The organism is Marinobacter sp. THAF197a (assembly GCF_009363275.1).
GTDB lineage: Bacteria > Pseudomonadota > Gammaproteobacteria > Pseudomonadales > Oleiphilaceae > Marinobacter.
In genome coordinates, this window is sequence record NZ_CP045324.1 from 260135 (window position 1) to 282579 (window position 22445).

Sequence of the window (22445 nt, forward strand, 5' to 3'; positions counted from 1 at the left end):
AGTAAACACTGCCCCGCGCATCCGATGCTATGGTAACCGGTGACTTTGATGGGAATGACCGAAAACCTGCTTTCAACCAGCCAGTGGTTGCTGACCGCGGTGGTCTTTGTGCTGGTGTTGCTGGCAGCCTTGCGCTCGGTGGATTGGCAGGCACTGAAGAAAGACAACGCCACCCAGCACTCGCTGTTTGGTGCGGCGGTGGTGTTGGGCTTTGTGTGGCAGCTGCGGGCTGGCATCTCGCCCGGGCTGGCTATCCACATTTTTGGCATCACCGTAATCACCCTGATGCTTGGCTGGGCGTTGGCCATCATCAGCGGTTTGTTTGCACTGGTGATCACCGTCATTACCGGCCGTGAACCACTGTTGATGTTTGCCGCCAATGGCCTGGTCACGGTGATGGTGCCGGCCCTGGTTACCCACGCCATCATGCTGTGGGAGCGGCGCAGGGATTTTCGCAACTTCTTTGCCTACATCTTCTTTTGCGGGTTCTTTGGTGCCGGGCTGTCGGTGGCCGCAGCCGGTGTTCTGATGTGCGTGATGCTATGGTCCAGTGGCGTTTATACCTTCGAGACCCTGGTACACGAATACCTGCGTTACCTGCCTCTGTTCATGATTCCGGAAGGCTTTGTGAACGGTGTTTTTGTCACCGGCCTGATGGTGTTTCACCCGGATCGGCTCAGTACCCTGGACCAGCGACGATACCGGTAGCGCCCGTCAGATGCCTCCGCCCAGGACGGAGGTTTCTTCGTGTTTGACCAGGCTGCGATGGTGGCGCACCTGATTGCGCCACTGCGCGAGCCAAGGCAGCACAGCCTTCGCTGGCATGGGGCGGGCAACGCCATAGCCCTGAATGAGGTTGCACCCCATATCCCTGAGGGCGCGAGCATGCTCCATGGTTTCGACGCCTTCCGCAAGAACCGGGTGGTCGAAGCGTTGTGCAAGGAAAATAACGCTTTCCACAATCGCTCGGTCACTGGCATCGGTGAGCATATTGCGGACGAAACTCTGGTCGATCTTGATCACATCCACCGGCAGGGTGCGCAGGTAAGTCAGTGACGAGAAACCGGTGCCGAAGTCGTCCAGTGCCACCTGCAACCCCAGGGACTGGCAGCGAGCCAACACGTTGCTTGCGCGCTTGGTGTCTTCCAGCGCGGTGGATTCCAGTACCTCCAGTGTGATCTGGCCTGGGCGCACATCCGGATGGCTGTGCAGGTAGCTCTCCAGGTAATCCGCGAAACTTCGGTCCATCAGGTGGGGTGCGCTGATGTTGATGCTAACGGCGAGCGATTCGTCCGCCTCGTGCCACAGGTTCATCTGGTGGATGGCTTCCTTGAGTACCCATTGGCCCAGCGGAATCTCCAGATGGCTGTTGGCGACAGCTGGCAAGAACTCACTGGGGGCAACCAGCCCTTTATCCGGATGATTCCAGCGAATCAGCGCCTCGATTCCAGTGACCTCGTTATCGGCCAGGCGTACTTGGGGCTGGAAATAGAGTTCAAATTCTTCACATTCCAGTGCGCGGGCTATTTCCATTAACCGGTTCCGGCGCTGCCGGCGGTGGGCATCCAGGCCGGGGTCGAAAATGTGGAACTGATTCCGGCCCTTTTCTTTGGCGGCATACATGGCCTGGTCAGCGTGGCGAATCAGGCCCTCTGCATCGGTGTCGTCCTCCGGATACAGGGTGACGCCCAGGCTGGCGGTGAGGTTGACGGTGTGGCCACCAATTTGCAGGGGCTCGCTGACACTGGCGAGTATTCGCGAATACACGGGCTCCGGGCTGTCGCTCTGCAGCAGAAGCACGAACTCATCACCTCCGATGCGGGCGATGGTATCACCACTGCGGAGGTTGCCGGTGAGGCGCTCGGCGGTTGCCCGCAGCGCCTGATTGCCGATGTCATGGCCCAGCTGGTCGTTGATGGCTTTAAAGCCGTCCAGGTCCAGGTAGCAGATGGACAGCACCCGCTTCTGACGATCCGCATGGGTACGGGCCGAGCGAATACGTTCTTCCAGCAGCTGCCGGTTCGGCAGCCCGGTTAGGTCGTCATAGTTGGCGGCGCGGTCAAGTTCCTTGGCATGATTTTTCAGGGCCGTGATATCGGAGAATGCGGCCACGTAGTAGCAACGCCCGGGCTCCTCCAGGTGAACCCGGCTGATCGATAGCAGCTCTGCGTACTCTTCTCCGTTTTTGCGGCGGTTCCAGATTTCGCCCCGCCAGTGATCCGTCTTCTCAATCGACGTCCACATGGACTGATAGTATTCGCGGGAGTGGCGACCGGAGCTCAGGATCGAAGGATTTAACCCGAGTACTTCCGGGCGACTGTAGCCGGTGATGCGGGAGAAGGCCGGATTGACGTCGATAATCCGATTGAAGTGATCAGTAATGACAATCGCTTCGTGGCTGCGATCAAACACGCTGGCGGCGATGCGTAAGCCGCGCTCACTGTTTTTCCGATCGGAGATATTGGTCTGGATGACTACGAAGCCAGGCTCGACACCCTCGCTTTCGCCAACGGGCATGCAGTAGGTGTGCACCCAGTATGGGGTGCCATCAGCCGTGTAGTTGAGGATGTCTTCCTCGAACACTTCGCCACGGAACAGGTGTTGGCGAATGCGGCGGACGGTCTCGGTGTCGGTGTCCGGCCCGTGGAGAAAGTCGCCGGGGTTCTTGCCTGCTATGGCGTCGAGGTGAAAGCCGGTATGACGTTCGAAAGCGGTGTTTACCCATTCGATGCGACCACCAGCATCCAGAATGAGCACCAGATTGCGGGTGGCAGAGGCCACCAATGCCAGACGCTTGGAGTCAATATCCGGTGACATATTGTTGGAATCAGGGGCATTCGACATGTGTCGGGTGTTCCGGGTAACGGTGGTTTGGGTGTTTCTCTCCTCCCTGTGAGAGGGTGTGTCCGTTTATTGCAACCTCACAACGGGGCACGATGCTAGCCTATCTGGCCCGATAAGACATTGGACCAAAGCGGTGTATGGTTGATTGAAGTCAATTTCTGGCGACATTCTCTCGAGTCAACAGGGGGCCACCGTCTTTCAGCGCCAGCGTGAGTGTTTTTGCAGTTTGCGTTGCAGGGTCCGCCGGTGCATGTTCAGGGCCCGGGCGGTGGCGGAAATGTTGCCATCGTGTTCGTTCAGTACGCGCTGGATGTGTTCCCACTCCATTTCTTCCACCGACGGCGGCTCGGGTCTCAGGGCCGGTGGTGTGTTCAGCGGTTCGAAACCGTTCATTAACTGGCTCACGGTAACCGGCTTGCACAGGTAGTTGGCGGCGCCGCGGCGCATGGCTTCCACCGCGGTGGCAATGCTGCCGTAACCGGTCAGCACCAGTACTTCCAGGTCTGGATGGTGTTCCAGAAGGTCCGGCAACAGTTGCAGGCCACTTTCCCCGGCCAGGTTGAGATCCAGCACACACCGATTCACCTCCTGGCTGCGGATGGCCTTCAGAGCGCTGTCGGCATCGCTGGCGCAGAGCGTTTCAATGCCCTGGCGAGACAGGGAGCGGGCCAGAACCTGGAGAAAAGCCTGGTCATCGTCGACCAGCAGCCAGAGTTCCCGAATCGTCATGGTTGTACCTCCTCGCCTCGCGGCTGGGCAACCGGTAGATCGATGACCATGGTGGTACCTGTTTCACCGGCCATGGCCCGGAGATTGCCCCCAAGCCTCTGGATCGTGGCGTTGGAGAGGAACAATCCGACCCCGAGGCCATGACGGGAGTCGACAATGTCCTCACCCGGTGTGCCCTGCAGGGCGGTTTCGAGGCCGTCACCCTTGTCCTCGACAATCACCTCCACCCGGCCGGAGGCGGACAGCTGGCTTCTGATGGCGACCCAGGATGGGCTTGCTGTCAGAGCGTTTGCCATCAGGTTGAGTATCGCCTGGTCCAGCGTGGCATCCACGGCCACCGAGACGTCTGGGTGGGTAGCCGGCCATTGAACCGGCCCCGACGGCCATAGCAGGGTGGCCGACTCCCTGAGCCTGGCGAGCCAGTCTTTGACCCCCAGTATTTCCAGTTGCGCTGTGCGGGCTTCAATCGCCGCTTTGGTCAGTTGCTGCAAGTGCTGACTGCACAGGTTCAACTGCTGACCCATCAGGTCGAGATCTTCAGTCAGCGCAACGGAGGTCTGGCCCTCAGTATGGGAGCGTATCTCATCCAGCAACAGGGTCATGGTATTCAGCGGGGTACCCAACCGGTGGGCAACCGCAGCCGAGGATAGGCCGAGGGCGATGATCTGTTCATCCCGCAAACGGTTTTCCCGGAAGTGTGAGAGCTGGGACTGTTGCAGCCTTAGCCTGCGGGACAGGGTGCCAACCACCAAAAGCAGAATGGCGGCGGTCAGGGCGAAGGTCACCCACATGCCCACCAGATGCAGCTTGGCCAGGTCTGCCGAGTGGTGGTCATGCATGACCGGGGTGTGCCAGAGCACCAGCGCTGTATATACCGCAACGCCGGTGACGGTAAGGACAATGCTCTGGCGGCTGGGCACCAGAATGATGGCGACGGCAATGGGCAGTAGCAGCAAAGAGACCAGAGGGTTGGTGTAGCCACCGGTGAAATACAGCCAGCAGCCGATCAGGAACAGATCTGTGGCCAGTGTCAGGCTGACCGGCACGAAAGCCTCGGGGGGCTTACGGCTGAACCACAGCCAGGCGAGTGTGGCCAGGACGGCATAAAGCAGGCTGAGGATCAGGGCTTCGGCCCGGTGGGCCAGTGTTACAGTGGTTTCGGCAACGGCAATCGCGACCAGTTGCGTGGCAATGATAGCCAGCCGCATGCCCAGCAGATATCGGGCTGTCTGGCGAAAACCGGTTTGAGAGTGTGTGAGCCATTCCATAGCCGGCATTCTAGCAGCATGCCATCGGTCATGGTGGTGAAAACAGCGTTGGGTTGCGACGGGTCAATCGGTGAAATAACAGACCAGTTGCTGGCGCACCACATCACCGGTCAGTTGCAGGTGTTGCGCCTGCAGATCATGCACCTGAACCGCACGGTTGACCGCCGATTCGGTGCTGGTGGGCGTCGGGGCCCCGGGCAGGCGTTCAGGGTGATATCGGCAATGCTGGATGTCGGGAAACAGCGCCGCGTAGGCGATGCCGGTTTCCACCAGGTCCTGGAAAAAGTGAGAACCGTAGGACAGGTCTGGCACCATCTCGCCGGCTTTTTCCGAGACTTCGACCAGGGCGGCGACCCCGGCAATGTCAGCAAAGCGGACAGGAACGCCAAGATCCGGGCTGCTGGTGCCCCAGCGGCCCGGGCCGATCAGCAAGGTGGGCACACCGGATGCACGGACAGCTTCGCCAACACGGCGGGCAACGTCGTAGCGCTGGCTGGTGGACAGCCCCGCGTAAACCGACGCGTCCACCCGGATCACCCGTTTGATGGACAGGTTGATGTTGCCACCCATGAAGTGCCCCTGGGTTCTGAACAGCAGGTTGCCCTCTGGCAAGTCGTCAGGTATCGCCACCGGCCCGGTCTCACCAATCGTTGCCAGCGGGCGGCATTGCACCAGGTTGAAGGTAGGGTTGCTCTGTTGGTCCAGGTGCAGGGTGAATTCCACATCCACCGGGTGCCGGTAGCCGGCCTCCAGGGTGTGCAGCAGATTCGACAGCCGGCCGATAAACGGGGTGCGCTGAACTAGCGGGCGGAAGGTCAGCCGCCACACGGGGCCCTGCAAGCCAATCTGCTCGGCCCGGGTACTGGCCGCCCGGTCCACCTCGGCCAGGTGATCCATGGGCAGATCGTTGGTGGTGTCCAGCAACTGGCTCAGGGGCCGGGTGTCGAGCTTTCCATCCTGTAGGTCCAACAAATCCACCAGGTGCTGGGAATACCGGTAGCTTTCGTCCTGGTTGCGGAACGGCTGGCGCATGGGGTGGTCCAGCGCCATCACGCAGGCGTGATCGCCTTCGATGCGCTCGACCGCCCGGGTGCCCAGGCCCATCACCAGCCGGACCATGCCGGCTTCAGGGTCCATACTGCTGTCCCAGGCGAAGGTGTTGCGCGACACCCCGACCCCGGCGGCATCGGGCAGATAATAGCGGCCATGAAACCGCCCGTTTACCCGCTGGATCAGCAACGCCATGGGCTCTTCCCGCTGGTCCAGGCCCCGCTGTTTGCGGTACACCAGGGCATCTTCGCTCATGGACGAGGCATACACCTGGCGAATGGCGTCTTCCAGTGCCGACAGCCGTTGTTCCGGTGCCCCCTGATTCACCAGGAACACACTGTCGTATTTACCGGCAAAAGCATTGCCAAAGCCATCTTCCTGCAGGCTCGACGAGCGAACCAGGATCGGATACTGGCCGTAATGGTCCAACAGTCGTTCCAGCTCGGCCTGTATCTCGTTAGGAAAGTCGCCGGCCAGGATGGCAGCCCTGAGGGTGGGCGCCTCACTTAGGTAACCTTCCCCGGAGCGTTGCCGCATGATTGCCGGCCAGAGCCCGTTGTGGACCAGGAAAGCGTAATAGGCGTCTGTGCCAAGATAATTGGAATCGTGAGGCTCGAGCTGGCTTTGCCATTGTTCACTGGCGTCTTTCAACAGAATGTTGCGGGCAATCAACATGCCGGTGGCCTTGCCGCCGATGTAGCCACTGCCAACCAGCCGGCTGTGAATGCCCAGCAGGTCCTCCAGCGACAGGTAACGGCGTGCCAGCTCCAGTATCCTGGAATCGCGGCTGATCATGACTTGCAGCACTTGCTCCTGCAAGTCTTCGATATAGTCGGTGTCCTGCTCGGACAATGCCCGGCTGGCTTCCTGAAATAACCTGTCCCAATAGTCCAGCAGGGGCTGGCGGTGCAGGTGTTCGAGTTCCAGGCTGGCCTGCAGGCGGGTGGCATCGCTGCTGTCGGTTATAGGCTGGAACTGGCCCTCGCGCTCCCGGTGCGGCAGGAACATGGTGGGGGTTTGCCGGCGCCAGGCCTTGATGGGATGAATCTGCACGTCGTCGCCGTGGCGATGCACATCAATCATCACCTGGGTGGTCTGGCGAATCCGGTCCAGGGTCATCCGGGAGTGTCTTTCCGGGTGCAGGGCAAACCAGGCCACGGTGTCCAGTTCAAACAGAAACGGGCACACCACCCGGAAGAAATTGCCCACCATGGCGTCGGTGGCCCAGGCGTTGAGCAGCTCGCTCAGGCTGTCACAGACATAGAAGGCGCCACGGCCATGCTGTTCGATCAGGTGCCAGACTCGGCTGGTAAAGCTTTCGAAACCGCCCAGGGCGTCGATGGTGATGGTTCGAACCGACGGATGGTCCGGAATAATCGGAGCATGGTCGCCAAAGCGAAGGTAGATAATCTGCCGGCCGGCGTCAGAAGCGGCGTCTACGAAGGGAAGAACAAATCGGCGATAGTCGTCCAGGTCAGAAACCCGCCAGACCACGTTATCGCCGATTCGAAGGCCATCCAGAACCTCATCCAGCCCACTCAGGCCGGTGGAAACCCGGTCATCAGGCTGGAGAGGTTCGTTGCTGGTCATGGCTGGATCAGATAACACCCATGGCGTTCATTGCCTTGGCAACACGCAGGAAGCCGTTGATGTTGGCGCCCAGCACGTAGTTGCCCTCAGCACCGAACTCGGCGGCAGTCTCGTAACAGTTCTTGTGGATATCGATCATGATTTCCTCAAGGCGCTTCTGGGTGTAATCGAAGGTCCAGGAATCGCGGCTGGCGTTCTGCTGCATTTCCAGGGCCGATGTGGCCACACCGCCGGCATTGGCGGCCTTGCCTGGGCCGTAGGCGATTTTGGCATCCTGGAACACAGCAATACCTTCCGGTGTGGTCGGCATATTGGCGCCCTCAGCGACAGCGATACAGCCGTTCTCAACCAGGGTCTTGGCATCTTTGCCGTTCAGTTCGTTCTGGGTAGCGCAAGGCAGTGCCACGTCGCAGGGAACGCTCCAGATGTTGCCGTCTTCCACGTACTTCGCATCTTTGTGGTATTCAGTGTAGGCGCTGATCCGGCGGCGCTCCACTTCCTTGATGCGTTTGAGGGTCTGCAGGTCGATGCCCTTCTCATCGACAATCATGCCCTGGGAATCGGAACAGGCTATCACCTTGGCGCCGAGCTCGTGGGCTTTCTCGATGGCGTAGATGGCCACGTTGCCGGAGCCGGAAACCACGACGGTTTTGCCGTCCAGTGAGTCACCACGAGCTTTCAGCATTTCGTGAGTGAAGAACACCGTGCCGTAGCCGGTGGCCTCGGTACGGGCGCGGCTGCCACCCCAGTCCAGGCCCTTGCCGGTGAATACGCCGGACTCATAACGGTTGGTGATGCGCTTGTATTGGCCGAACAAGTAGCCAATCTCGCGGCCACCCACGCCGATGTCGCCGGCGGGAACGTCGGTGTACTCGCCCAGGTGGCGGTATAGTTCGGTCATCATGCTCTGGCAAAAACGCATGATCTCGTTATCAGACTTGCCCTTGGGGTCAAAGTCGCTGCCGCCTTTGCCGCCGCCGATGGGCAGGCCGGTCAGGGCGTTCTTGAAGATCTGCTCAAAGCCCAGGAACTTGATGATGCCCAGGTAAACGGACGGGTGGAAGCGCATGCCACCTTTGTAGGGCCCCAGGGCGCTGTTGAATTCGACGCGGAACGCGCGGTTGATTTGAATCTCGCCGCTGTCGTCCTGCCAGGGCACACGGAAGATGATCTGGCGCTCGGGCTCACAGATACGCTGAATGATCTTTTTGTCGGCAAACTCCGGGTACTTCACCAGAACCGGCCCGAGGGTTTCCAGAACTTCGTGAACTGCCTGGTGGAATTCGCTCTCGCCCGGGTTGCGGTGCAGAACGTCCTGGAAAATCGGTTCGAGTTTTTCGTCGAGTTTAACTGTCATGGCAAGGCCCTCGGAAGACGCGTATTGAAAACCGCCGAAAAGCGGTTGCCCAAAAAAAGGGCAGTGATTGCACCACATTGGCGCATAAGTTGGCAAGATGGCCGGGTAAAATTTATTCAAACCTCACCCTTAGGGGTATCTCCAACGGGGTGCGGCATTGTGTCCCAAGCCAGGCGTGTTGTCGCCCGTTAGAATTTCCGACATTCGTTATTCCTCTTTATCAAACCGCGCCGTTACAAGGAACGCCCTGCATGCTCAAGAAACGTCTGGCTCGCAGTATCAGCCTGGTGTTGGCTGGTTTTACCCTCACCCCTGCCGTTCACGCCCAGATGGAAGGAGAAGATTCGTTACTGATACGGGTGACGGAGGGGCAATCCGCAGAGGCGGCAAGGCTTTCGGCTGCCGCCGTGCAGTCGGAGCCGGTGCAGCGGTTGTCGGGCAGAGCGTCGGTGTCGCTGTCTCGAATGGGAGGGCGGGGCCTTGACCCGGTGATTCGAGGCCAGAATGAGGAACGGGTAGACGTGCTGCTGGATGGCATGCGGGTTGAAGGTGCCTGCCCAAGCCGTATGGACCCGCCCACCAGTCGATTGAGCACGTCACTGGCGCCGGTGCTGGAAGTGCGAACCAGCAATCGCACCCTGCGTTGGGGGCCGATTGCCGGTGGGCAGGTGGTGGCCACCACGGCGGCACCGGAATTTTCCGGCGAGAATCTCACCACGGGCCATCTCACCTTGGGCGGTGCGGATAATGGCGATGGCAAGCTGGTGAATGGCAGTGTCGCGGTTGGTAGTAAGGTCTCCTACCTGCGGATGGCCGCAGGCTATGACGAAGCCAACGATTATGAGGACGGCGACGGCAACAAGGTTCGCAGCTCCTATGAGAATACCGAAGGCCGGGTGGATGCTGCCTGGACAGCAGACAACGGTCTCTATATCAAAGGCTTGGTGAGCCGGCAGGAAGAGCGGGATGTGAAGTTCCCGGGCCGAGGCATGGATGCGCCAAAAACCGATACTGACCTGTATAGGCTGGAAATCGGCGCACCAGTGGCCGAGGGCGCCTGGAGCCTGATGGCCTGGCAGGCAGACGTGGACCATGTGATGGATAACTTCAGCCTGCGGGAGTCTGCCATGAAAATGCAGACCGACTCGCAAACCCGCACCCAGGGTGCCCGGCTAGTGCTGGATCAGACCATCAACTTTACCAAAGACATCGCCATTGGGTTGGACGTGGAACGTAATGAGTGGGATGCCACCATGTACAACGGCATGAATCTGGACAACCCGGCGTCGTTGATGTGGCCGGGTGTGGAGCGGGACCGTGTTGGTGTCTTCGTGGAGGCATTTCACCGGATTCGGGTCAATACCCGCCTGGGTGCCGGTATCCGCTATGACCGGGTTGAAATGGATGCCACTCGCGCCGGAGACAGCTTCCGGATGATGCCCGGGGCGCCCATGACCATGACCCCTGCCATGCTGTATATGAGCGCCTATGGCGTGACGGACACCAAGGCCGACGATAACAATGTCAGTGGCTTTGTCACCGGCGAGTGGCGTTTGTCTCCGATCAACACCCTGGAAGCCACCGCTTCGCATAGTGTTCGTTCCCCCAGCGTGAACGAGCGCTACGTTGCCCAGAGAACGATGCGAGGCTCCTGGATTGGTAATCCGGATCTGGAAACCGAAAAGCACAACAAGCTGGAAGTGAGCCTGTCTGGCCGTGATGGCAACTGGAGCTGGCGCCCGGCGGTCTGGGTGGACCAGGTAGAAGACTATGTCTATCGATTTGATACCGTTAACCCAGATGGCACGGTGGATACCCGGTACGCCAACATCGATGCTCGATTACTGGGGGTGGAAGGTCTGGTTGGCTGGAGCAACGGCACCTGGAGTACCAGTAGCAAGCTGGCCTCCGTTCGCGGAGAAAATCGCGATGCGGACAAGGCCCTGCCGAGAATTCCGCCTATCCAGTTTATCCAGACCTTGGGCTGGCATTATCAGGGGCACACCCTGGAGGCCGAGTGGCAACTGGCTCGCCGGCAGGACCGGGTGGATCTGGAGTCCGGCCTGGACCCAAGCACCTCACCGGGTTATGGCGTGTTCAATCTCTCGGGAACCCATCCGCTGGTGGCGAACCTGAGCTTTACCTGGGCGGTGGATAATCTGTTTGACAACACCTGGGCGTATCACGTCAGTAAGGACAACCTTGCCGACAGCGGTGTTTTCAGGGTCAACGAACCCGGTCGCACCCTGCGTGCCGCGCTGACCGCGCGCTGGTAGAAACGATTATGGCGGTTGCCCGCTTCTCATAGCCGGCGGGTGACATTGTGCCCCGGGTAGATGACGAATCTGCCCGGGGCTTTTTTTGATGCCCCGGCCGGGGATTCGGAATGGCCGTGCGGATGCGGCTAGAATGAAAGCGTTTTCGTTCCTAAAGTCACCGGAATATCAGGTTTGTTATGAGTCATCGGCCCGGCTGGGTGTTCTACTGTTCTTTCGTACTGCTAGTTCTGTTCGTGGTGGCCGGGGGCCTGATGCCTGCCGGGTTGTCACGGTACGCCCACGAGGCGCTGGAATTCACCACCCTGCACTTCGGCTGGTTGTATCTGTTTGCGACCTCGGGATTTCTGGTGTTCTGTATTGCCGTCGCCGCTGGCAATTACGGCAAGATTCGCCTGGGTGCCGATGGTGAGGCACCGGAGTTCTCCTATCTGACCTGGCTGGGCATGATCTTTTCCGCCGGGATGGGGGTTGGCCTGGTGTTCTGGGCGGTGGCCGAGCCCATGAGCCATTTTGTGGCGCCCCCGTTTGACTCGGCTGAGCCTCGTGGCCCACAGGCCGCGAGCATGGCGATGCGGTATTCCTTGTTTCACTGGGGCTTTCACCAGTGGGCCAACTTTGCCCTGGTGGGTCTGGCCATTGCCTATGTGCGCTTCCGCCTGCAACGCCCGGGTTTGATCAGTGAAGCCTTCCGCTCCACTCTGGGTAATCGGGTCGACTCGGGTATCGGACATTCCATCAATATCCTGGCTGTTGTCTCCACCGTGTTCGGGGTGGCAACCACCCTCGGCCTGGGGGTTATCCAGATTAACAGTGGTTTGGGTGCTGTGGCCGGTACCGCGTTCGGCGTTACCCAACAACTGTTCATTCTTGCCGGCGTTGCGGTTGTGTTCCTGCTCTGTTCCCTGGCGCCGCTGGAGAGCGGGATTCGCTATGTGAGTGACGCCAACATGCTGCTGGCGGCGGGGTTGCTGGTGTTTGTGTTCTTTATGGGACCGACCGATTTCATCACCGCTGCCATGACCAATGCCATTGGTGACTATTTCGCCAACATGGTCGGCATGAGTCTGGTGATGACGCCCTACACTGGAGATGACTGGGTGGAGCGATGGACCATCTTTTACTGGGCCTGGGGGTTGTCCTGGGCACCCTTTGTCGGCAGCTTTATTGCCCGGATTTCCCGGGGGCGAACCATCCGGGAGTTCGTGTTCGGGGTGATAGGCATGCCGGTGTTGCTCAGCATTGTCTGGTTCTCCACCTTTGGCGGCTCCGCGTTGTATTTCGAACTGTTTGAGGGGGCCGCCCTGGGTGACGCCGTACTGGCGGAGATGAGTTCGGCCCTGTTCGCCACGCTGGACTACCTGCCGGGCACCGCCGTTATTGGCGGCCTGATGCTGGTGCTGATCGTGCTGTTTGTGATTACTTCCGCCAACTCGGCTACTTTTGTTCTGGGTATGTTTACCAGTAAAGGGGTTCTGAACCCGAAGCGCTGGTCCCGTTTGACCTGGGGCATAGTGCAGGTGTCGGTGGCCGGGGTACTGTTATTAAGTGGCGGACTGGAAGCGCTGCAGACCATTTCAATACTGGCAGCCTTTCCGTTCATGGTGTTGATGATTTTTATGGCTGTTGCCCTGTTGAAATCACTGCGAAACGAGCAGCGGCAGATCGAGCTGCATGAGGCCATGACCAAAGAGCGCTTGCTGCGACTGCTGGCAGAAAACGATCACCTTGGTGATGAGCGGGCGGGCTCTGAACCCGGGTTGAAGCCCGAGGAGCCCGGGAAAAACGAATGATCATCCGTTGAATGGCACCGGATGGGTGTTCTGATGTTGGCTGACTGTCGGTTGTGGCTGTGAATATTTGTCGCACCCTGTTAACAATCCGAATACGGTAACGGGTTGTATAGTAACTTTGCGCGAAAGCGCGACTCGACCATCCTGAGCGTAGACACTACCCATGTACAAACGTTTTGTTCCTCTCCTGATTCTGGCCGCGGGTATTGCGGGCTTCATTGTGCTCAAGGCAACGCGCCCCGAGCCTGCCCAAGTGGCCGCCACCGAACGTAGCTGGCGGGTAGAGGTTCAGGTTGTGGCTCCAGCTACCGGGGTGCCTGTGTTGCCGTTGTACGGTGAAGTGGTGGCGCCTGACCAGCAAACGGTGGCTGCCACCATGGCTGGCCGCATTGCCGAGCACCCGGCAGCGGAGGGTGCCCGGGTGAGCCGTGGTGACCTTTTGCTGGCCCTGGACGAAGCAGACATTGAGCCGGCTCTCGCCCAGGCCCGTGCCCAGGTTCAGGATTTGCAGGCCCAGATCCGCTCGGAGCAGGTCCGCCATCGGAACGACCAGCGCGCCCTGGAGAGTGAACAGGCCATTGCAGACAACGCCCGCCGCCAGTTCGAACGGATTGAAGCCCTGGTGGGTCGGAACCTGGCTTCCCGGGAAAACCTGGAAACGGCAACCGACGCCCTGGCCCGGGCGGAACTGACCGTCAGTACCCGGGAGCGGGCGATTACCGAACATCCGGCACGGCTGCAAAGCCTGCAGGCCAGATTGCTGCAAGCCACCGCTAACCTGACGGCCACAGAACGGGACGGTGAGAGGGCCCGCGTCGTCGCGCCCTTTGATGGTGTGGTCACCAACGTGCAGGTGGCGGTGGGTGATCAGGTATCCCGCAATCAGTCGCTGTTGTCGATTTATCCGCTGGCCGGGCTTGAGGTGCGCGCCAGGGTGCCGGACGTCTTCCAGCGGGAATTGATCGGGGCCCTGGATCGGGGTGATACGCTCAACGCCTATAGCCGCAACCGGGAGCATCGGTTCACTCTAACCCGCTTTGCCGGGATTGCTGACCCCGCAGGCACCGAAGCGGTGTTGACGCTCGACGGGGCGCCGGCGGGCTTGAGGCCGGGTGCGCTGCTGCCGCTGACGCTTGAGCGGCCCGCCCGGGAACAGGCGGTGGAAGTGCCATTCAGTGCCCTGTACGGCGCCGATAGCATCTATCTGATGACCGACGATCAGCGTATGCAGCGGGTGCAGGTGGAGCGCATCGGCGAGGCCATAGCCAGTAACGGTGAACGTCGTTTGCTGATCGCCGGTGAGCAGCTCACACCAGGTGCCCGCCTGATCATTACCCACCTCCCCAATGCCATGACCGGCCTGAAAGTTGAAGTGGCCAGTGACAACGGGGAGCCATCAGAGTGAGGCGCAGAAAAGGCATTATCGGTTTCTTCGTCCACCACCGGGTAGCCGGCAATCTGGTTATGCTGGTGATGATTCTTGGCGGTGTGCTGGCCCTGAGCCGGATGAATATCCAGTTCTTTCCTACTTTTGCATTGGATGTCGTCAGTGTGCGGGTGGTCTGGAGTGGTGCGTCTGCCGAGGATGTCGAACGGGGGATCACGGACCCACTGGAGCAGCGGCTCCGCAGCGTTGATGGCCTGAAGAAAATGACGTCTACCTCCGCCCAGGGCATCTCCTCCATCACCCTGGAATTCCATGAGGGCACTGATCCGATTCAGGCGGTGGACGACGTGCGCCAGCAGGTGGACGAGTTCAATAACCTGCCGGCTGACGCTGAAGAACCGCAGGTAGCCCGCATCGAACGTTATGAGCCGGTAGCCCGCCTGTTGATCTATGGCGACGTGGACCGCAGTGAACTGCGCAATCTGGTGTACCGGTTTGAAGACGAGCTGCTGGATCGTGGCATTGATCGCATCGCCCTCCGCGGTTTACCGGAGCAGCAGATCAGCATTGATGTGCCGGTGGAACGGCTGGAAACCCTCGGCCTGTCGCTTGAACAGATTGCCGACCGGGTGGCCTCGCTGTCACGGGATTTGCCAGCGGGTATGATGGCGCAGCAGGATGCTACCCGGGAACTTCGCTCCATCGAGCAACGGCGCAGCCCACAGGCCTTTGAAACCGTTCCGGTGCTCAGTGGTGACCGGGTGCGGATGCAGCTGGGTGATATCGCTGTCATCCGCCAGGAAGCCCGTGACAACCAGACGGTGATGGAGAACCATGGCGTGCCTGCGGTGGAACTACAGCTGCAGCGCTCGGAAAACGGCAACTCCCTGGCCGCCGCCAAGGTGCTGGAAACCTGGCTGGAAGACACCCGGCCGGTGCTGCCCGATTCCATCAAAATGGAAGTGTATGACGAAACCTGGCAGCTGTTGCAGGATCGTATCTCCCTGTTGGTCAACAACGGCCTGGGTGGCCTGGTGCTGGTGGTGGGGTTGCTGTACCTGTTCCTGCCGGGGCGTGTGGCCATGTGGGTGGCGATCGGAATTCCTACCGCCTTTCTGGCCGCGCTGGCGGTGCTCTGGCTGATTGGTGGCTCCATCAACATGATTTCCCTGTTTGCCTTGATCATGGCGCTGGGGGTGATCGTGGACGATGCCATCGTGGTGGGCGAGGATGCCGATGCCCATGCGCGAATGGGTGAGGAATCTATTTATGCCTCCGAGGGTGCCGCCAAGCGCATGGTTTGGCCGGTGCTGGCATCGTCTCTGACCACTGTGGCCGCGTTTATGCCGTTGCTGGTGGTGGGTGGCGTGATCGGCAACATCCTGGGCGACATCCCCTTGGTGATGATCTGTGTCCTGATTGCCTCGCTGGTGGAGTGCTTCATCGTGCTGCCGGCGCACTTGCGCCATGCCTTCAAGCGCAAAACTGAAAAGGCAGGCCAGCCGGCGACTGCAAAGCGTCAGCCAAACCCGGTCACTCGGCTTCGCAATGGCTTTGAGCGGCGGTTTGATGCTTTTCGCGATGGCCCGTTCCGGCGATTTTCCCGTTACAGCCTGAAGCATCGCGGCGTGACGGTGGCCAGCGCTCTGGCCCTGGCAATCCTCACCGTCGGTCTGCTGGCTGGCGGTCGTCTGGGTTTCAATTTTTTCCCGACACCGGAGCCCTCGGTGTTCTACGCCAACGCCAGTTTTGTCGCCGGTACCGATAAGCGCGAGGTGGCGGATTTCATGCGCGAGATGCAGCGCACTCTGAACGAAACAGAGCAGGCACTGGGCGGTAATCTGATTCTCCATGCGGTGACCACCTACGGCGCTACCCAGGGTGCGGAAGGTAGTTCCCGGAATGATGACGAGCTCGGTTCCATGTTGGTGGAATTGGTGCCCTCAGACCGCCGGGATGTCCGCAACCCGGAATTCATTGAACAATGGCGCCAGCGTCTGCCGTTACCCGCAGGGCTGGATTCGCTCAACATCAGTGAGCGCCAGGCCGGACCGCCAGGGCGGGATGTGAACATTCGCCTGACTGGCGAAAGCGCCGATAACCTCAAACGTGCCGCAGACGAAGTTGCCCAGGCGCTCAGCACCCTGCCGGGGGTGCTGGATGTGGAAGATGACATGCCCTGGGGCCGGGAACAGTTGATCTATCAGGTGAGCCCCTATGGTGAAGCCCTGGGCCTGACCACCATGGATCTCGGGCGTCAGCTGCGGGCAGCCTTTGATGGCCGTATTGCCCAGATCTATCAGGACGGCCGTGACGAGATTGAAGTGCGGGTGCAGCTACCCCGCGATCAACGGGAGCGGTATTCCACCCTCGAGCAAATGACGGTGCGTATTCCGGATGGCCGGTTCGTGCCGTTGACCCAGGTGATGAACCTGGACCACCGCCAGGGTTTTCAGGCCCTGCGCCATGCCGACGGCAAACTGGCGGTGGAGGTGACCTCGGCCCTGAATACCCGGGTGGCCACCACCGATCAGGTACTGGAAAGCCTGCAGGCCGGCGCCCTGCCGGACATTGCCAGCCGATACGGCGTGCGTTATAGCTTCGAGGGGCGGTCTGCCGATCAGCGCGAAACCATGGACGACATGAAAACCGGCCTGGTGATCGGTATCGCACTGATGTATGTGGTGCTGGCCTGGGTGTTTGCCTCCTGGAGCCTGCCGCTGATCGTGATGGCGATCATTCCCTTTGCCCTGGTGGGTGCCTTGTTGGGGCACTGGCTGATGGGGTTGCAGCTGACCATTCTGTCGTTGTTCGGCCTCTTCGGCTTGTCCGGGATTGTGGTCAACAACGCGATTATTCTGGTGTCGTTCTATAACCAGCAGCGCCAGAAAGGACTGGGTATTACCGATGCCCTCAATGAAGCAGCCGTACAGCGGGTTCGGGCAGTGTTGCTGACCTCCCTCACCACCATCGGTGGCCTGTTGCCGCTGTTGTTTGAAACCTCCCTGCAGGCGCAGTTCCTGATTCCCATGGCGACGTCCATCGCCTTTGGCCTGGGCCTGTCCACCTTCCTGGTGTTACTGGTGATACCGGCACTGTTATCGTGGCTGGAGCAGTTCCGGGAATGGCGTGCGCAGCGCCACGGCGAAACGCCGGAACCCCTGCAGGGTTGAACGTTGGGGGGCGAATTGGCCAACGGGGAGAACGTTAAGGTGCACAGTGCAGTGAGCGTCAGCGGCTTACGTAAAACCTTCGGCCAGGGCGATTCGGCCGTTGCCGTGTTGTCTGGCCTGGGCTTTGATCTGCCTGCCGGCAGTTCGCTCGCCCTGATGGGGCGTTCCGGCTCCGGCAAGTCCACCTTGCTGAATATTCTGTGTGGGCTGGAGCAAGCGGATGAAGGCATCGTGACGTTGTTTGGCGAAGACGGCCGGACTGCTGACTGGCCATGCCTGCGCCGCGAGCGAATCGGTGTGGTGTTTCAGGAAGCCAACCTGATGCCGACCTTGTCGCTGCTGGATAACGTGCGCTTTCGCGCCTCATTGGCCGGCCAACCGGAAACCCGTTGCCAGCATTGGCTGGAGGTGCTTGGTATCGGAGAACTTGGCCACCGGTTTCCGGACCAGGTGTCTGGCGGCCAACGCCAGCGGGCGGCGCTGGCCATGGTCTTCGCCATGGCCCCGGACCTGATTCTGGCAGACGAACCCACCGGCAGTCTGGACCGCAACACGGCCAACGAGGTGGCTGATGAGCTGTTCAGGCTCCAGGGTGAAACCGGTTGCAGCCTGATTCTCGCTACCCACGACCCGGAGCTGGCGGCCCGCTGCCAGCAGACGCTGGACCTTGGCCATCGGTCCGGGGGCTGAGCGCCCATGACGGTGTTTACCGCCCTGCTCAGCCACTATCGCCGGCACCCCTGGCAGGGCGCCGCGCTGGCCCTTCTGATGCTGCTGGCCACCGCCTTGTGGACCGGTATTCACCACCTGACCAGCCAGGCCCGCGACAGCCTCGGCCAGAGTGAACGGCTGGTGGAGGTCCGTGAACAGGTGCTGCGAGTTGATGGTGCCGCGCTCTCGGTAGAGGATTTTGTCTCGCTTCGCCGCCAGGGCCTGTGCGTGATGCCCTGGCTGGAAGTCTTGCCGGACGGGCAGTCCCGCCGGGTGATTGGCGTCGACCCTCTGGCGGCCCTGTGTTTTCAGGAACAGGCTGATGTTGCCAGCTTTGATGGCCAGCCACTGGTTGGCCAGCCGTTCCTGGATATCGCCGACGCAGCTGCTCTAACGGCCGCCGAACAGCAGCTGTTCCTGATCCTGGCGGCGGGCGAGGGTCCTTTGCCCTCGGCCTATCGCACGGCCCCTTTCGCTTTGTCACCGGATACCGGCCAGCTGGGCGACAGTTTCCTGCTGAACCTGGATGCCTTGAGTGTACTGGTGTTGCTGATTACCGGGTTGCTCCTGCGCAGTGTCTATCTGTTGTCGCTGTCCCAGCGCCGGGACAGTTTCGCGCTCCTGGCCCGCTTTGGGGTGTCTGGCCGGCGGGTGCGCGGGCACCTGCTGTTGGAGCTTCTGTGTCTCGCCGCCCTCACCCTGATACCGGGTATCTGGCTCGGTCAGGCGCTGGCCTCGGTACTGGAAGGTGGCTTCGCCAATGTCATGGAAGGGCTGTTTGATAGCCGTCAGTTGGCGACCGGCGGCAACCACTGGCGGGTGCCTGCATTGGTGATGACCGTGCTACTGCTCGCCGTTGCCATGGTGGATTGGCTGATGCCGATGGTTGCCCGCGCCATGCCGGGCAGCCGCCTGCGGCCCGCAGCGGCCACATCTTTGGTGTTGGTTGGCCTGGCCGGTGTGTGGCTGGTCGATGTCTTGTGGCTGCTGTTTGTGGCTCTGGCACTGGTGTTGGCCGGTATCGGGTGGTTAATGCCCCGGGGCCTGTCGTTGTTGTCTGGTGCAGGTGTGCGGGCCAGCGCCCAGCCGGGTTGGCGCTGGTGGTGGGCCGAGTTTGGCGTGTTGTGCCGGCGCCTGGCGTTGCCCCTGGTGGCGTTACAGTTCTCCCTGGCCATGGTGTTGGCCGTGCAGGCTTTGGTGATTACCTTTGAAGACACCTTTGATCGCTGGTTGAGTCAGCGATTGTCGGCGGATGTCTACGTGCAGGTGCCGGAGGGCGCGGACAGCGCACTGGCTGCCAACTGGCTGACGGAGCATCTTCCAACCGCAGGCGAAGGGCTTTGGCACCATGTCCAGCGTGGCTCGGGCCGCTTGCGGCATGGGCAAGCCTGGCAAGATGTGGATATCTTTGCCGTGGCGCCGGTTGGCCCGCTGATGACTGGCTGGGGCCTGCTTGAGCAGACACGACAGCCCTGGCAGGCACTGGCGTCTGGTGCCGGTGTGATGGTTAACGAGCAGCTCGCCTATCGCCTGGGACTGTCCGTGGGCGCCGAACTGGAGCTGGTGCTGGCGGAGCGGGCCCTTGAACTGCCGGTGCTGGCCATCTACCCGGATTATGGCCGACCCGCGGGAGAAGTGATGATTGCCGGGCAAATTCTGCCGCCGGATTTCGAGGTGACGTTCGAGAGTTTCTCGATCTCCCCGGTCAGTGTCCCTATTGAAACCATCACTGACGCCTTTCGCGCACTCTGGGGCGAGCCGGCGTTGACCATCCGCGACAATCGCGCCATTCAGGACCTGGCCAACCGGGTGTTCGAGCAGACTTTTATGCTGACCCGTGCCATGACGGTGCTGACCCTGGCACTGGCGGCGGTTGCCCTGTTACTGATGGGCTGGGTGTTTCTGTCCACCCGCCTGTGGTACTTCCGGCTGCTGGAAGTCTGGGGCATGACTAAAGCAGAGATTTTCCGGAAACTCCTGCTGTTGGCGCTGGCAGTCACCCTGAGTGCAGCGGCGCTGGCTTTGCCGCTGGGTGTTGGCCTGACCTGGGTACTGGTGCAGCGCATCAACCCCCTGGCCTTCGGCTGGTCACTGCCGATGGCTGTCTATCCGGTCTTCTGGTTGGAATTGCTGGCCCTGGCGTTGCTGATTGGCGGCTGTATTGCCTTGCTGATGCGTCGGCAGTTGGGGCGCCCTGCGGTTCGGCCATTGGTGACCGGCAGCGTGACAGGAGAAGAGCGATGAGGCTCCGTTGGCTGACCATGGTGCTTGTCTACGGGTTGCTTGCAGGCTGCAGTGAGCCTGGCACACACGCGGGTTTTGCCGGTCTGGGCGGAACGGCCGGCACTGACAACGGATTCGAGCAGCCGGGACCGGGCACGGAACTGGTTTTCCCCCGGGACTTCGGCCCTCATCCGGCCCATCGCATCGAATGGTGGTACCTCACCGCAAACCTGGAAACGGACGCCGGCGAACCACTGGGGCTGCAGTGGACCCAGTTCCGCCAGGCCATCGAGCCCCGGGATTATGCATCCCCGTCACCGGAGCCCTCGGGCTGGCCATTAAAGGCGGCCTGGATGGCCCATGCCGCCGTCAGCTACCGGGGGCAGCATTGGTTCGGCGAACGACTGGCCCGGGGTGATCTGGGCCAGGCCGGTGCCACCGCGGAGCCCTTCCAGGTCTGGCTCGACCATTGGCAACTGACCACGGGCGAATCGTCGGACCAGTGGCAGCTAAAGGTCAGTCATGGGCAACCCGCCACGGAGGACTACTGGGCGTTTGATCTTGAGCTGACCGTGCGGGGGGCGCCGGTGGCTCACGGGGTTGACGGGTTCAGTGCCAAGTCGGCCAGCGGTGAAGGCTCCATGTATTTCAGCCTGGTGGACATCGAGGTGACCGGACAGGTGAGGTTAGGGCGTGAAACGCTGTCGGTAAGCGGCAAGGCCTGGTTCGACCGGGAGTGGAGTAGCCAGTTTCTGAAAGCGGGTCAGCAGGGCTGGGACTGGTTTGCCCTGCACCTGGATTCTGGCGACAAACTGATGGCGTTCCAGCTAAGGGAGCAGCAAGATCATTTCCGCTCCGGCACCTGGATACCGGCGGGTGGTGAACCGATTGCTCTGGCTCCGGGCCAGTTGCAGTTGGAGCCGGGGGCTGGTGCCGGGCCTGTTCCCACCCGGTGGCGCTTGACGGTGCCGGACCATGATCTGGATCTGACGCTGTCGGCTCCCCCAGGTAACTACACCAACGATGGTTTGTATCCCTACTGGGAAAGCCCGGTAACGGTGACTGGCAGTCACGAAGGTGTTGGTTATATGGAGCTTACGGGCTACTCCGAACAGTAGCGCGCTACCAGACCAGGTCGCCGGATGGTGAAGTCTGCTCAGACCGCAGATCAATGATCGCTTCCTGGCTTTGCTGTTCGGCTTCAATCAGCTCCCGTAATCGGATTTCCTGTTCTTCCAAGGGGCCAGACAGGTCAATGATGATTTCCACGCGCCGGTTCTTGGCCCGGTTGTCTGCGGTGGTGTTTGCCACCCGGGGGCGGGTATCGGCCAGGCCGGTCACTCGCAGGCGCTCGGGCGACACCTGTTCCCGGGCCAGCAACACATTAGCCACTGCGGCTGCCCGGGCCGCTGACAGGTCCCAGTTGCTGAAGAATCTTTCCGTACGGATCGGGATGTTGTCGGTGTGGCCTTCTACCGCCAGATCGCCGGGCATGTCGGCCAGCACCTCTGCCATGTCAAGCAGCAAGCCCTCGAATTCCCAGGTCAGCTGAGCAGACCCGGACGGGAAGGATCCCTTCTCTTCGACCCGGATGACAATTCGGCGCTGGTCTTCCGAGACATTGATGCGCCCGTCCATAATCGCCGGCTCCAGTACTTCCAGGATCTCTGCCAGGTTGGCATCCATCTGTTCCTGAAGGGCGTCCTGCACCGCCTGCTCGGTGGGGTCGTTAAGTGTCTGCAGTTGCGGCTGCTGATCGGTGGTGGTCTGGCGGATTTCATTGACCACCGTCGGCTCCGGCGGTGCCGGTGAGAACTTGTCGAAGATCGGGCTGGTGCCCATGGGGACTTCCAGGGCCGGAACCTCCCGCTGAACGCCAAAGGCTTTGGATAATTCACCGGCAATCTGCTTGAACTTCTGGGCGTCGATTTCGGAGAACGACAGCAGTAACACGAAGAAGCACATCAGCAACGACATCAGGTCGGCAAAGGTGACAACCCAGGCCGGTATCGCACGCTTTTCCTCTTCCGGTAACTCGTCCATG

14 protein-coding genes are annotated in these 22445 nt (G+C 60.7%); 8 read left to right on the forward strand and 6 right to left on the reverse strand.

Annotated elements, in window-relative coordinates; genetic code table 11:
• The first annotated feature begins 48 nt into the window (after positions 1–48).
• Complete coding sequence (locus tag FIV08_RS01155) at positions 49–708, forward strand: energy-coupling factor ABC transporter permease (RefSeq protein WP_058092276.1); 660 nt, start codon at positions 49–51, stop codon at positions 706–708.
• A 6-nt stretch (positions 709–714) separates the two neighbouring features.
• Here FIV08_RS01155 and FIV08_RS01160 read toward each other — a convergent pair whose 3' ends face one another.
• The 5 genes from FIV08_RS01160 to gdhA all read right to left on the reverse strand — a co-directional run bounded on the left by FIV08_RS01160 (position 715) and on the right by gdhA (position 8838).
• Entirely contained in the window at positions 715–2844 is a 2130-nt protein-coding gene (locus FIV08_RS01160; protein ID WP_152437082.1) for a putative bifunctional diguanylate cyclase/phosphodiesterase, read from the reverse strand.
• A gap of 198 nt (positions 2845–3042) precedes the next feature.
• The gene (locus FIV08_RS01165) at positions 3043–3573 is read right to left on the reverse strand and encodes a response regulator transcription factor (protein ID WP_058092278.1); all 531 of its coding nucleotides are present in this window, start codon (positions 3571–3573) and stop codon (positions 3043–3045) included.
• The gene (locus tag FIV08_RS01170; protein WP_058092279.1) at positions 3570–4841 is read right to left on the reverse strand and encodes a sensor histidine kinase; all 1272 of its coding nucleotides are present in this window, start codon (positions 4839–4841) and stop codon (positions 3570–3572) included. The genes FIV08_RS01165 and FIV08_RS01170 overlap by 4 nt, the downstream gene beginning before the upstream one ends.
• A 63-nt stretch (positions 4842–4904) precedes the next feature.
• Positions 4905–7481 carry a PEP/pyruvate-binding domain-containing protein gene (locus tag FIV08_RS01175; protein WP_152437083.1) on the reverse strand — a complete coding sequence of 859 codons (2577 nt, stop codon included), beginning with the start codon at positions 7479–7481 and terminating at the stop codon, positions 4905–4907.
• Between the two features lie 7 nt (positions 7482–7488).
• Complete coding sequence (gdhA, locus tag FIV08_RS01180; protein WP_058093055.1) at positions 7489–8838, reverse strand: NADP-specific glutamate dehydrogenase; 1350 nt, start codon at positions 8836–8838, stop codon at positions 7489–7491.
• Between the two features lie 251 nt (positions 8839–9089).
• On the opposite strand from gdhA, the gene FIV08_RS01185 reads away from it, so the two are divergent.
• From FIV08_RS01185 to FIV08_RS01215, 7 genes are all read left to right on the forward strand, one after another.
• Complete coding sequence (locus tag FIV08_RS01185) at positions 9090–11114, forward strand: TonB-dependent receptor domain-containing protein (protein WP_172972234.1); 2025 nt, start codon at positions 9090–9092, stop codon at positions 11112–11114.
• Positions 11115–11293: 179 nt separating this feature from the next.
• On the forward strand, positions 11294–12907 hold the full coding sequence (locus tag FIV08_RS01190; RefSeq protein ID WP_083557661.1) for a BCCT family transporter: 1614 nt from the start codon (positions 11294–11296) through the stop codon (positions 12905–12907).
• Positions 12908–13070: 163 nt separating this feature from the next.
• Complete coding sequence (locus FIV08_RS01195) at positions 13071–14312, forward strand: efflux RND transporter periplasmic adaptor subunit (RefSeq protein WP_152437084.1); 1242 nt, start codon at positions 13071–13073, stop codon at positions 14310–14312.
• Positions 14309–17467, forward strand: a complete 3159-nt coding sequence (locus FIV08_RS01200; RefSeq protein WP_152437085.1) for an efflux RND transporter permease subunit — start codon at positions 14309–14311, stop codon at positions 17465–17467. Before FIV08_RS01195 ends, FIV08_RS01200 begins: the two co-directional genes overlap by 4 nt.
• A gap of 39 nt (positions 17468–17506) precedes the next feature.
• Positions 17507–18157 carry an ABC transporter ATP-binding protein gene (locus FIV08_RS01205; protein WP_152437086.1) on the forward strand — a complete coding sequence of 217 codons (651 nt, stop codon included), beginning with the start codon at positions 17507–17509 and terminating at the stop codon, positions 18155–18157.
• 6 nt (positions 18158–18163) lie between these two features.
• Complete coding sequence (locus tag FIV08_RS01210) at positions 18164–20422, forward strand: FtsX-like permease family protein (protein ID WP_152437087.1); 2259 nt, start codon at positions 18164–18166, stop codon at positions 20420–20422.
• The gene (locus tag FIV08_RS01215; protein ID WP_152437088.1) at positions 20419–21519 is read left to right on the forward strand and encodes a lipocalin-like domain-containing protein; all 1101 of its coding nucleotides are present in this window, start codon (positions 20419–20421) and stop codon (positions 21517–21519) included. Before FIV08_RS01210 ends, FIV08_RS01215 begins: the two co-directional genes overlap by 4 nt.
• Positions 21520–21523: 4 nt before the next feature.
• Here FIV08_RS01215 and FIV08_RS01220 read toward each other — a convergent pair whose 3' ends face one another.
• Positions 21524–22444, reverse strand: coding sequence for a flagellar motor protein MotB (locus FIV08_RS01220; RefSeq protein WP_152437089.1), 921 nt, complete (start codon positions 22442–22444; stop codon positions 21524–21526).
• Position 22445: the final 1 nt, after the last annotated feature.

Excerpts from the sequence above, each read along its gene's own strand:
- FIV08_RS01165 (WP_058092278.1), bottom strand. The coding sequence starts at position 3,573 with ATGACGATTCGGGAACTCTGGCTGCTGGTCGACGATGACCAGGCTTTT.
- FIV08_RS01215 (WP_152437088.1), top strand. The coding sequence starts at position 20,419 with ATGAGGCTCCGTTGGCTGACCATGGTGCTTGTCTACGGGTTGCTTGCA.
- FIV08_RS01170 (WP_058092279.1), bottom strand. The coding sequence starts at position 4,841 with ATGGAATGGCTCACACACTCTCAAACCGGTTTTCGCCAGACAGCCCGA.
- FIV08_RS01210 (WP_152437087.1), top strand. The coding sequence starts at position 18,164 with ATGACGGTGTTTACCGCCCTGCTCAGCCACTATCGCCGGCACCCCTGG.
- FIV08_RS01190 (WP_083557661.1), top strand. The coding sequence starts at position 11,294 with ATGAGTCATCGGCCCGGCTGGGTGTTCTACTGTTCTTTCGTACTGCTA.
- FIV08_RS01160 (WP_152437082.1), bottom strand. The coding sequence starts at position 2,844 with ATGTCGAATGCCCCTGATTCCAACAATATGTCACCGGATATTGACTCC.
- FIV08_RS01220 (WP_152437089.1), bottom strand. The coding sequence starts at position 22,444 with ATGGACGAGTTACCGGAAGAGGAAAAGCGTGCGATACCGGCCTGGGTT.
- FIV08_RS01175 (WP_152437083.1), bottom strand. The coding sequence starts at position 7,481 with ATGACCAGCAACGAACCTCTCCAGCCTGATGACCGGGTTTCCACCGGC.
- FIV08_RS01155 (WP_058092276.1), top strand. The coding sequence starts at position 49 with ATGGGAATGACCGAAAACCTGCTTTCAACCAGCCAGTGGTTGCTGACC.
- gdhA (WP_058093055.1), bottom strand. The coding sequence starts at position 8,838 with ATGACAGTTAAACTCGACGAAAAACTCGAACCGATTTTCCAGGACGTT.
- FIV08_RS01185 (WP_172972234.1), top strand. The coding sequence starts at position 9,090 with ATGCTCAAGAAACGTCTGGCTCGCAGTATCAGCCTGGTGTTGGCTGGT.
- FIV08_RS01195 (WP_152437084.1), top strand. The coding sequence starts at position 13,071 with ATGTACAAACGTTTTGTTCCTCTCCTGATTCTGGCCGCGGGTATTGCG.